At 58.7% G+C, this 15,726-nt stretch carries 14 protein-coding genes; 6 read left to right on the top strand and 8 right to left on the bottom strand.

Features of this window, described 5'->3' with window-relative positions:
- Positions 1 to 981 precede the first annotated feature (981 nt).
- The gene (locus tag ACSOSP_RS03975) at positions 982 to 1,650 is read left to right on the top strand and encodes a DUF4397 domain-containing protein (RefSeq protein WP_455309676.1); all 669 of its coding nucleotides are present in this window, start codon (positions 982 to 984) and stop codon (positions 1,648 to 1,650) included.
- A gap of 674 nt (positions 1,651 to 2,324) precedes the next feature.
- On the opposite strand, the gene ampC is transcribed toward ACSOSP_RS03975, so the two are convergent.
- Entirely contained in the window at positions 2,325 to 3,470 is a 1,146-nt protein-coding gene (ampC, locus tag ACSOSP_RS03970; protein WP_455310841.1) for a class C beta-lactamase, read from the bottom strand.
- A gap of 79 nt (positions 3,471 to 3,549) precedes the next feature.
- Positions 3,550 to 3,951, bottom strand: coding sequence for a cupin domain-containing protein (locus tag ACSOSP_RS03965; protein WP_455309675.1), 402 nt, complete (start codon positions 3,949 to 3,951; stop codon positions 3,550 to 3,552).
- 219 nt (positions 3,952 to 4,170) lie between these two features.
- On the opposite strand from ACSOSP_RS03965, the gene ACSOSP_RS03960 reads away from it, so the two are divergent.
- Complete coding sequence (locus tag ACSOSP_RS03960) at positions 4,171 to 5,109, top strand: LysR substrate-binding domain-containing protein (RefSeq protein WP_455309674.1); 939 nt, start codon at positions 4,171 to 4,173, stop codon at positions 5,107 to 5,109.
- A 90-nt stretch (positions 5,110 to 5,199) separates the two neighbouring features.
- Positions 5,200 to 6,519, top strand: coding sequence for a thymidine phosphorylase (gene deoA / locus ACSOSP_RS03955; RefSeq protein WP_455309673.1), 1,320 nt, complete (start codon positions 5,200 to 5,202; stop codon positions 6,517 to 6,519).
- Between the two features lie 42 nt (positions 6,520 to 6,561).
- Here the strand turns inward: deoA and ACSOSP_RS03950 are convergent, their stop codons facing one another.
- Complete coding sequence (locus tag ACSOSP_RS03950; RefSeq protein ID WP_455309672.1) at positions 6,562 to 7,218, bottom strand: TetR/AcrR family transcriptional regulator; 657 nt, start codon at positions 7,216 to 7,218, stop codon at positions 6,562 to 6,564.
- A gap of 229 nt (positions 7,219 to 7,447) precedes the next feature.
- Between ACSOSP_RS03950 and ACSOSP_RS03945 the strand changes: the two genes are divergently transcribed.
- The gene (locus tag ACSOSP_RS03945) at positions 7,448 to 7,846 is read left to right on the top strand and encodes a DUF3331 domain-containing protein (RefSeq protein WP_455309671.1); all 399 of its coding nucleotides are present in this window, start codon (positions 7,448 to 7,450) and stop codon (positions 7,844 to 7,846) included.
- A gap of 39 nt (positions 7,847 to 7,885) precedes the next feature.
- On the opposite strand, the gene ACSOSP_RS03940 is transcribed toward ACSOSP_RS03945, so the two are convergent.
- Both ACSOSP_RS03940 and ACSOSP_RS03935 read right to left on the bottom strand, forming a co-directional pair.
- Complete coding sequence (locus tag ACSOSP_RS03940; RefSeq protein ID WP_455309670.1) at positions 7,886 to 9,529, bottom strand: tannase/feruloyl esterase family alpha/beta hydrolase; 1,644 nt, start codon at positions 9,527 to 9,529, stop codon at positions 7,886 to 7,888.
- A 258-nt stretch (positions 9,530 to 9,787) separates the two neighbouring features.
- Positions 9,788 to 10,648, bottom strand: a complete 861-nt coding sequence (locus ACSOSP_RS03935; protein ID WP_455309669.1) for a LysR family transcriptional regulator — start codon at positions 10,646 to 10,648, stop codon at positions 9,788 to 9,790.
- 135 nt (positions 10,649 to 10,783) lie between these two features.
- On the opposite strand from ACSOSP_RS03935, the gene ACSOSP_RS03930 reads away from it, so the two are divergent.
- Positions 10,784 to 12,172 (top strand): DHA2 family efflux MFS transporter permease subunit, encoded by a 1,389-nt coding sequence (locus tag ACSOSP_RS03930; RefSeq protein ID WP_455309668.1) that lies wholly within the window; start codon positions 10,784 to 10,786, stop codon positions 12,170 to 12,172.
- Between the two features lie 96 nt (positions 12,173 to 12,268).
- The gene (locus tag ACSOSP_RS03925) at positions 12,269 to 13,273 is read left to right on the top strand and encodes an aldo/keto reductase (protein ID WP_455309667.1); all 1,005 of its coding nucleotides are present in this window, start codon (positions 12,269 to 12,271) and stop codon (positions 13,271 to 13,273) included.
- A gap of 57 nt (positions 13,274 to 13,330) precedes the next feature.
- On the opposite strand, the gene ACSOSP_RS03920 is transcribed toward ACSOSP_RS03925, so the two are convergent.
- The 3 genes from ACSOSP_RS03920 to ACSOSP_RS03910 all read right to left on the bottom strand — a co-directional run bounded on the left by ACSOSP_RS03920 (position 13,331) and on the right by ACSOSP_RS03910 (position 15,596).
- A complete protein-coding gene (locus ACSOSP_RS03920) occupies positions 13,331 to 13,990 on the bottom strand; it encodes an epimerase (protein ID WP_455309666.1) in 660 nt (219 codons plus the stop codon).
- The gene (locus ACSOSP_RS03915; protein WP_455309665.1) at positions 13,987 to 14,916 is read right to left on the bottom strand and encodes an SDR family oxidoreductase; all 930 of its coding nucleotides are present in this window, start codon (positions 14,914 to 14,916) and stop codon (positions 13,987 to 13,989) included. The genes ACSOSP_RS03920 and ACSOSP_RS03915 overlap by 4 nt, the downstream gene beginning before the upstream one ends.
- 95 nt (positions 14,917 to 15,011) lie before the next feature.
- A complete protein-coding gene (locus ACSOSP_RS03910) occupies positions 15,012 to 15,596 on the bottom strand; it encodes a TetR/AcrR family transcriptional regulator (protein ID WP_455309664.1) in 585 nt (194 codons plus the stop codon).
- Between the last annotated feature and the right edge of the window lie 130 nt (positions 15,597 to 15,726).

Genomic DNA, 15,726 nt, shown 5'->3' with positions numbered 1-15,726 from the left:
TGCCTGCGCGGCTCTCACGGCGCCGGACAAACCTTGATTGCGGTACGTCTGCGCACCGTCCGTAATCGCTGCGAAGTTAGTCGCGCTTTATCCCGCACCTGATCAAGGGCAATGGGTCAGCGCCGGCGCATGCGGGTCGTCACCGCATGCAGGGAAACGCATACCCGGCCCGTTGGCATGTTGTGTGTGCGTTCGTCATCGCGCAATTGAAACATCGCGAACATGCGAGTCGGGTCGTTGTCGACACAGTGGCAACGAGATTCGGATTTGCCATCCACGAAGCCATCGCGAGAGTAAAAGTGGCCGCTCCGAAGTATACCGAGCAAAACATCCGCATTAATTTCCTGCATCCCGGTCTCACAGTATTTGCAATGCTGGCGAAATAAACGTTGGCAGCCGGGGTGGCATCGACAAAGCCTGGGCGCTTGTCGGAATGGCAGCCACCCCCGTAGGGTGCCTCGCAGCAGACCTGAGACTTTAAGAGGTGGGTTAGCGACATCATTGATACGTGGACACGCGTATTTAATTACTGCGCCCGGAGCACCCTCCTCAACCGCCAGAATGTTATGAGGCGGCCTTGGGTAGTGAGGTCAGTCGACTTGTATCGGCCATACGATCCCCCGAATCGAATTGATGCACAAGCTTTGTACAAGCCAATTCGACATCGCCAATAGCGTCTCAAAATACCGCCGCGCCTGCAATTATCCCTGATTCCCTAACGTTTAAGTTTTGAAGAGTTGAACAAAAACTCAACTCTTAATGCATCGCAATATACAGCCGCTGGTTAATCTGAATTTCGAAGTAATGTCGAACAATTGTTTAGCGCAGAGGATTACTAATTATAGAAAAATATCTCCGAACTTCACTTCTCTCCATATACTTGTATTTACGGCGGCGAATCGCATAAGCAGCTTGTTGCCGCACGCTCGGCGGGAATTTTTCGCCTTTGCTTAAGCAAATCAAGAGAGCTTGGAGGATGACATGATGAAGACGCTAAAATTGCTGTTCACCGTTTCAATGACTTTCATGATTGTGTTTTTTGCCGGATGCGGCGGTGACGATGGCCCAAGTAACACCCGTCTAAGAATTCTGCATGCTTCCCCTGATGCGCCCAATGTTGATGTCTATGTCGATAACGGCCTCGTGCTGGCCAACGTGGCGTATCCGACTGCATCAGGTTACCTAACTATTTCGGCTGGTACTCATGCGATCAAGATCAACGCTGCCGGCACTCAGACCACGGTCATCAACGTCTCTCCAAATCTCGCCAAGGATGGCGCCTACACCGCCATTGCGGCCAACTTTTTGGCAAGCATTCAACCGCTGCTAGCGACTGACGACACATCCGCCCCACCCTCCGGACAGATCCGCTTGCGCGTGATTCATGCCGCCCCCGATGCGGGCCCCGTGGACATTCTCATCAACGACCAAGTAGTGTTGTCGAATGTGCCGTTTGGGACGATCGGCAGCTATTTGACCGTCAGCGCAGGGACCTACGATGTGAAAGTCAACGTAACCGGTACGGCGGTTACGGCCATTCACACAAGCGTCACGGCCGCCGCGGGGAATAACTACACGGCGGTGGCGATCGGCTCGTTGAAAACAGCGGCAACTAACCCGCTATCCCTGAAAATATTGGTCGATGGTTGAGCTTGACGTCACCCACCGACGAACCTTTTGTTGAAATGGCGGCGCGCTTATCCAAGCTGGGAAATATGAGAGAGCAGCGCGCTGATTCTGGGCGTGGTCTCCGTGATCGTCTACAACGTAGGATTAACGGACACGTCGCTACACGTCCGAGCTTATCAAGTCCGGATTCAGCACGGAGTGGCGTCGAGGTCAGCATCGGGTTTCCGTCTGGCACGCGCGCCTGACTCGCTGCGAGTGTCATCGACATGCGTTCTGATTTTTCTAGAGAGAACAATGATAAAAAATATGCTGCTGGCTTCATTGCTCGTTCTGGCGGGATGCGCCAGCTCTAACGTTCCTTTTTTCGAGCCAAAGCCTGTCGCAGCGAACCAGTCCTCTTCGATACCTGCGGCCACGTCTGGTGGATTGGAACAAGGGCGTACCGCGGTGCCGCACGGGAATACGAAGATGGACGGTCCGCCTGGCAGTTGGTGAAATTGCCATCCCGCCGGGAAGAGGTAGTCGAGCGATGAGGGGCGAGTCCTCCCCGATCAGCAGGCTTATAACCACGTCTCCCGCTCCGAGCCATGAAAGCATGTAGCCGGATCGTTGTCGATCAACGCGGCTACCTCGATCCCCTTCCATCTATTCGCGCGCCGGTGAAACATTGTTCGACCAAGCTACGCCGAAAACAATCAGTTCTGCGGAACGACCCGCCCTTCAAGCTCGGTCAAAATCTGATACGCAGCCGTGACCCGCTGAGCAATCGGATAATTTTTATTTGCAAGCATGACAATACCCAATTTCTGAGCCGGAACAAAAGCGACGTAAGTCGCAAATCCATTAGTTGATCCGGTTTTGTTGATAAACGCATTCGCTTGTGGCCGCAGCGCAGGGTTCAACGTGATCGCTTTCGTCGGCTGGTAAGCCATCGCGTCCGAATTACCCGCCAATAGCGTTTTCAGTTCCACTGGGTACGGATATTGTTCCCATATAAGGTCTTGCGTGATTTCACCCGCCTTGAAGTATCCGGTGTGAGTCTCGTTGATCGCGCGTTGCAAGTCGCCGTCAATCTTGCCCATCTCCATGTTCAACTCGACAAACCGGATCATGTCGGGCGCGCTCGCTTTGATACCGTAGGCTTCCGAAGACAAAACCCCCGCGTTCAGCCTGATCGGAGCGCCCTGCTTCGTGTAGCCTTGCGCGTAGTCCTTCATCTGATCCGACGGCACATTGATATAGCTGTGCGTGATTCCAAGCATGGGGAATAACTTCTTTTCAATCGCATCATCGAAAGGCTCATTCATGCTCCGCGCGGCAATCATGCCGAGCATGCCAATACTGGGATTCGAGTAGACCCGGTATGTGCCGGCAGCATAAGACGGTTGCCACTGCCGGAAATAATCCGTTAGTTGTTCGTCGTTGTGAATAGCATCAGGCACCTGCAACGGCAGGCCGCCGGCGGTGTGTGTACCCAGATTCAGCAGACTGACGTTGTCAAAGCTGCTGCCGCTGAGCGATGGCAAATACTTGCTGGCGCTATCGGACAACGCAAGCTTGCCCTTGACCTGAGCGTAAGAAGCTAACGTCGCGGTAAATGTCTTGCTGGCTGACCCAATCTCAAAAAGAGTTTTATCTGTGATGGGTTGCCGGGTTTTGAGCGATGCCACACCGTAGTTATAAATGTAGCTCTTTCCGTCGACGATGACTGCGACCGCCATGCCCGGAATTCGATATTCCTGCATTAGCGGAAGTATGACGCTGTCCATCACGCGGGAGATATCCGCCTGCTTGTCGTTGCTTTCCCCATATGTGCTGGAAGCGATCAAACAGGAAGACATCAAAATGGAAAACAAGAGGCTCTTAAAAATACCGCAACGCATGCATTCTCCTTGGGCTAATAGCATGAATAAATACCGATTACTGCGGAACACTCACGTTGAACCGTTTTCCGGGCGTGGACACCCAGGTTGCGATGACTGTCGCGCCTGCGGGCCCGGCTTTGGTGACATGAATTGCATTCGCAGCGATCTGGAAGCTCTCTCCCTCGCGAACGACTTTCACCGGTCGACCCTCTACCTGCAAGATTATCTCTCCCCTCATGACGTAACAGACCTCTGGTCCGGTCGCCCTATGACGAGGTTTTTCGGCGTTGGGCGGGAACTCGGACACCCCCATACCCATTTCGCGATTCGTCCCGTTCACATTGACTCTTTCCAGTACCTGCGTCTCCTTTGCCACGGTTATCGCATCGGCGGCGATGGCTGATTGCATCGCAATCAAGGCGCCAAGAATCGCGGGGACAGAAAGGCGTAATTTCACAATCTTCCTTCAGCTAAAAAAATCAAACCCGCAACCCAGTGTGTCAACTACAGCCGATCCAGGAATTGGTGACTTGCCATCCTGTGGCCCGCGCAAATTGACAATCGAAAACGTCCCGCGTGACAATCGAAAACGTCCCGCGCGGAGCAGAATATCGTCCCTTTGCGAGTCGCCTACAAGCGAGCATAATTTCTGTTTGGGTAAAGAAAAACTTATGTCATGGCCTCCATCCGTCCTCATCTCCCGTTGAACGCCCTGCGCGCATTCGAATCGGCGGCGCGACACCTCAGCTTCACGCGCGCGGCACTCGAACTCAACGTGACCCAGGCCGCCGTCAGCCAGCAGGTTCGCATGCTTGAAGAACGCCTTGGAACCACCCTCTTCAAACGGTTGCCGCGCGGACTTGGCATGACCGATGAAAGCCGCGCGCTGCTGCCCGTCTTGACCGATGCATTCGGTCGTATCGAGGGCGTGCTCAAGCAATTCGAAGGCGGCCACTTTCACGAAGTGCTGACGATCGGCGTTGTCGGGACTTTCGCCGTTGGCTGGTTGCTGCCACGCCTCAAATCGTTTCGGGAGGCACATCCCTTTGTAGAGTTGCGGCTGCTGACCCATAACAATCTGGTCGATCTGGCCGCGGAGGGACTGGATTTTGCAATCCGCTTTGGCGAAGGAGCCTGGCCCACGACACACAATGTCATGTTGCTCGACGCGCCACTGACCGTGCTTTGCGCACCGGACATTGCGAGAAGGCTTGCCACACCGTGTGATCTTGCAAAGGAGACCCTGCTGCGCTCGTATCGTACGGACGAATGGACCGGCTGGTTCAGCGCCGCCGGACTCGATCCATGGCCGGTAAATGGTCCGGTCTTTGACTCGTCACGCCTGATGGTGGAAGCGGCCGTACAAGGCGCGGGGATCGCCCTGGCTCCGCCTGCGATGTTCGCCCGGGAACTGCAAGCAGAACTGCTCTGTCGCCCGTTCGATACGGAAGTCAGAACCGGCAGCTACTGGCTGACGTGGTTGAAATCGCGGCACATGTCGCCTGCCACGGAATTGTTCCGTCACTGGATTGTCGCGGAAGCAGCCGATCCAACGGCAATCACCAATCAAACTAGAATTGCTCCACCTGAGAGCACGAAAAAATCCGCCTCGTGAAGCAACGCAAGGCACTCAAGACAACAGACCCAAGACACAAGACGCAGCCATCGGGCGATATGAACCTCCACCCGGACCGAGAAACCATTGATGTTCTTGCCACAGGAAATCGTTCGAAAAAAACGCGACGGACAAGTGCTCTCGAAGGAGGAGATCGCCGGTTTCGTGCGTGGCATCGCCGAGGGCAGCGTGACCGAAGGGCAAGTCGCTGCCTTCGCAATGGCCGTGTATTTCAACGACATGAGCGTCGACGAACGCGTGGCGTTCACGCTCGCGCAGCGCGACTCGGGCCACGTGCTGCAATGGCATTCATTCGACCTGCCGGGTCCCGTGCTCGACAAACATTCGACGGGTGGCGTCGGCGACCTGACGTCGCTGCTGCTCGGTCCCATGGTCGCAGCCTGCGGCGGCTTCGTCCCGATGATCTCCGGCCGCGGCCTCGGCCACACCGGCGGCACACTCGACAAGCTCGCCTCGATCCCCGGCTACACCATCGCGCCCGACGCCGGCACATTCCAGCGCATCGTGCGTGACACTGGCGTTGCGATCATCGGTCAAACCGCGCAACTGGCGCCTGCGGACCAGCGCATCTATGCCATCCGCGACACCACCGCGACGGTGGAATCGGTCGCCATGATCACTGCATCGATCCTCTCGAAGAAGCTCGCGGCGGGCCTCGATGGACTGTCGATGGACATCAAGGTGGGTTCGGGCGCGTTCATGCCGACCTACGAGAAGTCGGTGGAACTGGCTAGAAGTATCGTCGATGTGGGTAACGGTGCCGGGTTGAAGACGACTGCCGTGCTGACCGACATGAACCAGCCGTTGGCGCGCTGCGCGGGTAACGGGCTCGAGATCCGGTGCGCCATCGACTACTTGACGGGGCGTGTCCGGCCGACGCGGCTGCATGACGTCACCATGGGGTTGGCGTCACAGATGCTCGTGCTCGGCGGTCTCGCCCGTGACCTCGCCGAGGCTCGGGTAAAGCTGAATGCGGTACTCGACTCGGGCGCGGCCGCCGAACGTTTCGCGCGCATGGTGAGCGCACTGGGTGGTCCCGGCGATCTGCTGGACGCGCCAGAGCGTCATCTGGGCCGGGCACCGGTCGTCTTGCCAGTTGCCGCGCCGCGTGCGGGTTTTGTTGCGCGCATCGATTGCCGGGCGATCGGTCTGGCAGTCGTCGGCCTGGGCGGCGGCCGGCGCCGGCCCGAAGACAAGATCGACTATCAGGTTGGTTTGACGGAGTTCGTCGAACTTGGTCAGCATGTTGATTCAGGCCACCCCCTCGCCGTTGTGCATGCCCGCGACATGGAGTCCGCACGCAGCGCGGTGGGTGAAATTCAAGCCGCGTATTCGTTCGCGGCGAGCAGCGTGCCGGCGCCGCCGAGCGTGTACAGCCTGGTAGATTGAGCTGCGTGAGCAGGTATCGCGCGCGCAAATGTCTGCACGCCTTTAGAGCATGCTGAGCGCGGTGGCAAGTACGCTCTCTTTGAACTTCACCGGATCTTTCGGAAGCGGAGAAAATACTGACAACACGTGGCTGTACGACACTGTCTTGCTCACACCATTATTTAGCATGGCGAACAATACCTCGGGGTCGTTGGGCGCGAGTTCACCTGAATCGATTGCATCGGCGAGAAGCGGGACAAACACATCGTGATAAGGGCGCAGGAGGCGTTCCATCAGTACATCCAGGCGCTCCCCCTGCTCGGTCGCCGTGGTCGAGAAAAACATCCCGACATCCGGGTCGCTGAACACCTTGTCGATAAAAATGGCCAGCGCCCGCTCCACTCGCTGACGCTTCGTCAGATCGGCGGTACGAAGCTTTCGCGTTGCATCGATCATGGGTGCTGCGTGCTGCGCTATCTGTTCGACAACCGCGATCCACAGCGCCTCTTTCGAACCAAAGTGATGCGAAATGAGCGCCGGATCCACGCCTGAATCCCGCGCGATTTCACGCACGCTGGTCGACTCGAAGCCGCGCTTGGCGAATGCCCGCCGCGCGCTTTTGAGCAACGCGTCGGAGCCGGCTATGGCGCTGCAGGCGGGCCGTCCGCGCGTGCGTTTCTCCTTGGCGGCTTGCGCCGGGCGTGCGGTTGAAACTGTCATGATCTAATCCAAATTCCAATGCTCTCAGGCGAGCCCAAAGTTTAACCGACGCAAAACCCTACTCTCGCATCGGCGTTTGACATCGACTGCGGGTATGCCCTACTATCTCATTAATTCATCACTCGTTGAATATTATTTCGCAGCGGACGCTTCACGCAGTTGAGTCGCGCCACGCTTACCGGCACCGGTAGAGCCGGCTGCCCGGAATTTCTTGTAAAGGAAAGGTGAGATGCTCGAGAAACCTGCCAGTGCATGGTCCCGAACCGTTGCGTTGCTCGATGACGCACGCGCCCAGCAAGCCGCCGACGAAGCAACACGAATCGCGCGGCGGCGTCCGGCAAAAACCATCTGGACCGATCACGCAGCCTTGATGGTCAGCGTGATCGAACTCCCCACTCCACGCACGGCGACGGTCTCATGGTGCGACCCGCTCTCGGGCTATTACGGACATCAGACGTGGCGCGTGGCACTGGCCAAACAAGGCGGCGAGTGCGTGCTGAGCGGCAAGTCCATCAAGCGCGGTGACTTCATCTATCGGCCGGCGACCAGCGAGCCGCCGCCCGGCAATGCAGGCGCGATGATCATCGCGTCGGAGTTGGTGCCGCATAGGACGCTCAGCCAGTCGTAGCCAGCACACAAGGCAGCACACTGGAAAAAAGCGGACCGCTCAAGGGTTCTCGCATCGAAAACTCGATGCGTTGTTCACGTTACCCTTGCCCAGATACTTGGGGTAGCCCGGATAGCGGCACAGCGGCCGGGTCCGGCCATTGGTCGCGCTCGCTATGTCCGTCCCGACCAGCGTCTCCGGTGCGATGTTCATCGTGACCCACCGGTCGAGCGCGCCCAGTTCATCCCATGCGGGAATGAACACGCCGTTGCCGTGCTGGAATCCCGGCACCATGTAAAGCCGCATGAACGAGTCGACAACCGTTTGCCCGTACTTCTCGACCAGCGCGTGATAAAACGCGATGGTCTGATTCGGGCTGATGACTTCATCGGCGAGACCGTGCATGGTGATCAGTTTGCCGCCGTGGGCAATGAACGCCGACATGTCCGGGTTCATCGCGCCGACCGTCGATGACACATCGTACAGGCGTGGTAAATAGGTTCCCGGGTGGTCTATGTCGAAGCCAAGCGTATTGAAACGCAGGTCATGCGTGATGAAGTACTTCATGAAGCTGTCGCCTTGCGTGAACAGATAACCGGTGACATCGAAGCGCAAGGGCTGCGTAAGCACCGGTGAATTTCCGAGCCCCAGTCCACTGGAAAAATCCACGCCCTGGAACACGTTGTAGCCGTAATACTTCGTGACCCCGTAGGCAAGTGCGTACGGCAATGTAAAACCATCGCGCAGAACTTCCAGCGTCGCAAGTTGCGCCTGCGACAGGCAACTGTCCCGCAATGAGGGCCGTTGCCCGCTCGCGCATTGCAGTTGCGCGATGATCTGCGGTTCGTGTTCGCGACACGCCTCCACGTCCGAGACAATGCCGTCGACCACGCCATCCAGTCCGTCACATTCATGCAGCACGGTCTCGACCACGCGCTTTTGCTGGACCGGCCCGACGAAACCGCCTGGCGTCCCATATGCCGCCTGCCCTACTTTCACGCCCATCAGGCGCACGCCCGAAAAGTTGATGGCTGGTGCGTTGGCGATCACGCCTTCGTAATCGCCGGGATATCGCTCGATCACCGTGAACGCTTCACGACCGCCGGTCGAGCCGCCGGCGAAGTAGGTCTGTTCGGGCTTGCGCCCATAGCCCATGATGATCAGCGCGAGCGCCACGTCATGGGTTTTCTTGAGATGACCGTAGCCGAAGTTGATCACCGCTTCGTCGTTCATCGCGAAATCGGCGCGGCCGGAGTTGCCTACGTGACCTGAATCGGAGCCGAAGGTCGCGTAGCCGTTGGCTAGCGGCGAGCCGTAGGGAGCGAAAGCCGTAGGCTCAGTGCCGCTTACGATCACGCCGTTGTAGCCGCCACCGCCCATCTGCAATGCACGCCCGTTCCAGCGCGCGGGCAAGTTGACCTCGAAGCGGATGTCGGGCGTGGTGTCCAGTTGCGCCTTGATAACGCCGACAAGCCGGCAATATTCCCCGTTGCGGTTTTTCGGCGCGGCGGCGGCTACAACTGACGCACTCTCTATGATCGCGCCCCGAGTAGGCAGGCCGATCACCGATGCCGGCACCGACTGGCCTTCCAGTTCGGCGCAATGCTTGACGACGTACGACGCGGCGCCCGCGCGAGCGCTGCACGCACACAAGGCAATGAAGAGCAGCAGCGCACGCAGAAAAGAAGGAGTAGCTTCGGGCATCGACTAATGGGTGAATGCTGCAGTGCCTGACGGAAATCAGTTGATGCGCCAGGGTTGAAGCGGAAAGCCGACAGCGCTTTTTTGCCGCACAATATATAAGAAGCGTCTTACTGGCAGAAATCCGATTGCCTGATTTCGTTGCGTTTGCACAACCGGTTTGGATACTCTGCGCTGCTCTGCGATTTAATCCGATGAATGCCGCCGCACCCGCGTCAGCCCCTCGCGCACGCGTCATGCCTGGACTAAGCCAGCCGCCGCTCATTCGCCGGCCCATTCGCCGCGCAGATCGCTGTTTTGCAAGATCTCCAGCAGCGTTTCCGCAGGTCGGCTCAAATGCTTCGCCCCCAACGCAATGAACTCGACCTTCGGCAATTCAGGCAGCGCCGCGCGATTCACCGGCGGCGAAAGTCCCCTGCCCGCGAGGAAATGAGAGCGCACGGTGAGCCCCAGCCCACCGCGCGCAGCAGCTATGCACCCCGCATACGAACTGCTCGTGCAGACCACCTGCCAGCGCGCGCCGACTGCCGCGAGCGAGTCGAGCACCACGGCGCGCGTCACACTCGGCTCCGCGACCAGGATCAACGGCAGTGGCTGGTCGAGGTCCACCTCGGTGCCCGTCAGACCAAGCCATTCGAGCTGTCCGGAAAACAGCGGGATGCCGCGCGGGTCCCCGATGCGCCGTTTGCCGATCAACAAGTCGATCGATCCCGCGTCCAGGTGCTCGTAAAGCCGCCCCGTCATGCCAATGGTAATTTCCAGCTCGACATCAGGATGAGTCCGGCGAAATGCCGCGAGCACGCTGGGCAAGGGTCCGAGGGCGACGTCATCGGAGGAACCCAGGCGCACGCGGCCCCGGAGGCGCGGCGATCGGAACTGCAATTCGGCGTGGGTCATCGCGTCGAGGATCATGCGGGCGTGGACCAGCATGGCTTCGCCGTCGGCGGTGAGCGAGAGCGAATGGGTATCGCGGATGAGCAAGCGGCGCCCGACGTGTTCCTCCAGCCGCCGGATATGCTCACTCACGCTCGATTGCGTGAGCCGGAGCTGGCGGCCGGCATCGGTGAAACTGTGCGACGCGGCCACTGTCGCGAACGTGTTCAGCCAGACTGGATTGAGCATGATTCATTGTGATCGAATTAATCGATGATAGTCAACGCGGCCAGCGGGGTTCCCGATTGCCAGTTGGCGTCTTAAAATCGACACATCGCGCAAGTTCCACCCTAATCCGCGCGATATTGTTCCCGCTGTAAAACGATGACTTCAAAAAACTCCCACACGGCGCTTTTGTGGATCGTGGCTGTCGGCTTTTTCATGCAAGCCCTCGACACGACCATCGTCAACACGGCCCTGCCCTCCATTGCGCGCAGCCTGCACGCGCAGCCGCTCGCGATGCAGCCTATCGTCGTCGCCTACACGCTGACCATGGCGCTTCTCACGCCCGCGTCCGGCTGGCTTGCCGACCGCTTCGGCACCCGCCGCGTCTACTTCGTCGCCATCCTGTTGTTCGTCATCGGCTCGCTATGCTGCGCACAGGCGCAATCGTTGCATCAGCTCATCGTGGCGCGCGTGATCCAGGGGATCGGCGGCTCCATGCTGCTGCCTATCGGCCGGCTGGCCGTGCTGCGCAGCGTGACGGGCGAAGCCTATGTCTCCGCGCTGGCAGTCATTTCGATCGCCGGCCAGGTCGGCCCGATTCTCGGACCGACGCTCGGCGGCTGGTTCGTCGAATCGTTTACATGGCACTGGATTTTCCTGATCAACGTGCCTATTGGCGCAGTGGGTTTGTTCGCCGTGCATCGTTTTCTTCCCAACGATGCCATTGCCGAAGCCACGCCATTCGACTTCAAGGGCTGCGCGTTGCTGTCGCTTTGTATGGTCGCGTTTTCGATGGCGCTCGACAGCCCCGCGCAAACGCACAAACTTCTGGTGTCGGGCGGGTTGTTCGTGCTCTCGGGTATTGCCGCGCTTGCTTACATCCCGTATGCCAGACGCCGGCGCAATCCGCTTTTCAAGCTGTCCTTGTTCAGCGAGCCGAATTTCAGCGTGGGTTTGATCGGTAATCTGCTGTGCCGGGTCGGCTCGAGCGCGGTGCCCTTTCTCCTGCCGCTCCTGATGCAATTGCAACTCGGTTATACGCCGCTGCACTCGGGCCTGATGATGTTGCCCGCCGCGTTCGCCGGCACCGTTGCGAAGGGCTGGATCTCGCCGCTCGTCAAGCGTTATGGCTACGACAATTTCCTGCTGTGGAACACCATCCTTGTCGGTGCGTCGATAGTCGGCTTCGCTTCGTTCTCGGTGGGCACGCCGCTCGTGATCGAGATCGCGATCCTCGCTGTATTCGGCGCCTGCAATTCCATGCAGTTCGCCGCGATGAACAGCGTCACGCTCAAGGGCCTGTCGATCAAGGACGCCGGCAGCGGCAACAGCCTCTTTTCGATGGTGCAGATGCTGGCCATTGGCCTCGGTGTGTCGATTGGCGGCGGCCTGGTGTCGGTGTTCTCGGCGAACCTTGGCTCGGCGGCGCTTGCGTTCCGGATTGCGTTTGTATGCGTGGGCCTCGTGACGCTGGCATCGGCCATCGTGTTTCGTTTCCTCGACGCCGAGCCCTCGCGCACGGCGGCGCAGGCCGCAGCGACTTCATAGTGGATCTCATGCGATCTGGCCGGGCGCATGCAGGCTCCGGCCTGAACGTTTAAGCTGGCTGGATCTTCAACACGCACCACACCCAAGGAGTTCGCCATGCAGTATCGTCGATTCGGCCGTACCGGCCTGAACGTCTCGCGTTTGTGCCTCGGCACGATGACCTTCGGTTTGCAGACTGAAGAGGATGTATCGCGCAGCATCATGGATCGGGCGGCTGAAGCCGGTGTCAATTTCATCGATACCGCCGACGTCTATCCGCTCGGCAGCACCGAAGAGCGGGCCGGACGCACGGAGGAGATCGTCGGCCGCTGGTTGAAGGACACGCCCACGCGCCGCAGCCAGTTCATCCTGGCGACGAAAGCGGTCGGCAAGATGGGACCTGCAGCGTGGGATCAGGGTGCATCGCGCAAGCATTTGCTGGACGCTATCGATGCATCGCTCAAGCGTCTGAACACCGATTACGTCGACCTGTACCAACTGCATTCCGACGATCTCAACACGCCCCTCGATGAAACCCTGGAAGCACTCGATACCATCGTGCGTCATGGCAAGGCGCGTTACGTCGGGGTATCGAATTTCCTGGCTTACCGGTTGGCCACTGCGCTAGGCCGTTCTGATTTCTTGCGCGTGGCGCGCTTCGTTTCCGTCCAGCCGCGATACAACCTGCTATTCAGGCAGATCGAGCGCGAACTGTTGCCGCTTTCCACCGACGAGCATCTGGCCGTGATCCCTTATAACCCGCTCGCGGGCGGCTTGCTGACGGGCAAGCATAAACACGATGCAACGCCGTCGGAAGGCCGGTTCACAGCGACCGTCGGTAAGGCGGGCGCGACGTATCAGCAGCGCTACTGGCATGAGCGCGAGTTTGAAACCATCGAAAAATTGAAGAAGATCGTGAGCGCAACCGGCGAGTCGTTGACGAAGACATCGGTGGCTTGGGTGCTGGCGAATCCGGTGATTACGTCGGCCATTATTGGGGCGAGCCGGCCCGACCAGCTCACCGATACGCTTGCTGCAATTGATCTCACATTGAACGACGAGCTCAAGGCGCAACTTGACGATGCCACGGTGGAGTACCGCTGGGGCGATGCCGCAAGGTAACTGATTCGGTCGTTTGAACCCTTGGCGCGAATGCCCGGGTTCGAACGACCGCCTTGTCTAATATCGTGCAATGTCGCGCGTCTCCAGCACGCGCGACGGAGCGCCTTCTCTCGCCACCGCGATCATCGCCCGTCCCAACTGGCTGGTCGTCGTGATCGCGTTCGGGAATGCGCGCCGCATCAAGGGGAACACGGGCCGCAGCAGCGAAATCGCCATCTGATACACGGCTGTCTTCGAGCGAATGCCGTCCATCGGCTGGATCATTCCGGGGCGATACATATACGCTGCCTTGAACGGCATGCGCAGCAGCGCGTTTTCCGTGCGGCCTTTTACGCGCGCCCACATGCTGCGTCCGCGCTCGCTTGTATCGGTTCCCGCACCCGTCACGTAAGAGAAGGTCATGCCCGGATTAAGACGCGACAAGGTCTGGCCAACCCCGAACGTCAGATCGTAAGTAAGGTGCGTATAGTCGGCCTCGCTCATCCTGAACGACGACACGCCGAGGCAGAAAAAACAGGCATCGAAACCGGTGAGTTCGGTTTCAATCGGCGTGAGGTCGAAGAGATCTTTATGCACGACCTCGGTGAGCTTTGGGGACTTCTCCCCCGTCGCGTTGCGCCCCACCGTGACCACTCGTTCGATATCCTGATCAAGCAGGCATTCGCGTAATACGCCCTGCCCGACCATTCCCGTCGCGCCAAAAATAAGCACTTTCATGATTTCCCCGGCCAGGACACGCCTGTCAGTTTCACCGATACATCCCACAGTTTAGCGGCAACCGCGGCGTCCTTCGCTTGAGGGTAGATGCGTGCCTCGGCGGGCGCACCCTTCATCTCCTGGAAACCCTTCGGACCATAATAAGCTGCGGGGCGTGCATCGGGAGACGTGGCGGCCAACAGTGTCGGCAACGCGCCCTCAGCAGCGCTATGGCTCAGAAACGGCATCATTGCACCGCCAAGCATTCCCATCAAGCCCGAATTGCCCGGCCCGTTTGCAATGAGATCCGTCCGTGCAAATCCCGGATGCGCGGCGTTGCTCATGAGGCCCCAGCCGTTTGCGTCGCTGCGGCGCTGCAGTTCCAGGGCGAACACCAGCATGGCGAGCTTCGACTGTTCGTACGCCGGCCACGCTTTATAAGCACGCTCGCCTTGCAGATTATCGAAAGCAATCTTTCCCCGCCGATGCGCAATGCTGCTCAAGTTCACCACACGCGGCGCGGCGCTCTTTTGCAACAACGGCAGCAACTGCGCAGTCAGCGCGAAGTGACCGAGATAGTTGGTGCCGAACTGGCGCTCGAAGCCATCGGCGGTTGTTTCATGCCTTGGCAACATCATCACGCCGGCATTGTTCACGAGCAGATCAATCGGCTCGCCTACTTCAAGCAACCGCTGCGTGGCGCTCGAGATCGACGCGAGGCTCGCGAGGTCGATGGCTTCGAAACGGATCTGGGCATTGGGCACTTCACGGCGAATACGTTCAAGCGCGGTTCGCCCTTTTGCGTCGCTGCGCCCGGTGAGAATCACGTCGGCGCCTGCCCGGGCCAGTTCAAGCGACGTTTCGTAACCCAGTCCGCCAGTCGCGCCTGTCACCAACGCGCGTTTGCCCGATTGCGAGGGAATGTTGGCCGTGCTCCATGTACTCATGTGCTAGTCCTCCAGTATTTTTTGCGTGAGTAATCAGTCATTAAAGCTTCAAAAAAAGCGAGCGACGTCATGCACCTGCTTGATCAACCGGGCATTCAACTATTTGCATTGCGGGCGATGCCGTTCCAGAACACCTTGAACCCAATCGCCCGATAGTGACTGCCCTCTGCCGGACACGCGGTCATGAAGGCCATGGTGGTTTCCGCCATCGACTTCATGCTGGCGGCAATGAACGCGACCGGATAAGCATCCAGAACGCCCGTGTCGATACTGTTTTGTGCGAGCGCTTCGATCTCGGCAAATGGTTCATAACCGACTGCCTTCGATTCTTCGCTGACCACATCCGCCACCGATAACTGGTCCAGCACATTCAGCCGCTGTGGATTCGCCACACCCCAATCGACGAATGCGTTCCACAAATACTCGAGCCGATCGCGGATGGATCCCGTCCGGGGAAACCGTGTCATCAGCGCATCGGCCAGATCGAGCTTGATGGACCGGTATAGCGCGTTCACCAGTTCGTCCTTCGTGCGGAAGTACGTGAACAGCGTCCCTTCCGCCACGCCCGCCTGCTTCGATATAGCCGACGTCGGCGCAGCCGCAAGTCCTCGTTGAGCAAAAACCTGTTCTGCGGCGAGGAGCAGCGCGTTGTATTTCTCGTCGCTTTTGGGTCGGGCCATCGTGCGTGATCGAATCGATTTATTAATGAGTGGATACTCAATTATACTTATTTTCGAGATGGCGGCAAGACGGCGAGTGGAACGTCGGAACTTATCTGTCAAAAAAACCTTACAAAGGCTGTCGCGTGGA

The organism is Caballeronia sp. KNU42, from assembly GCF_053760385.1.
This window is presented reverse-complemented; position numbering and strand designations above follow the sequence as displayed.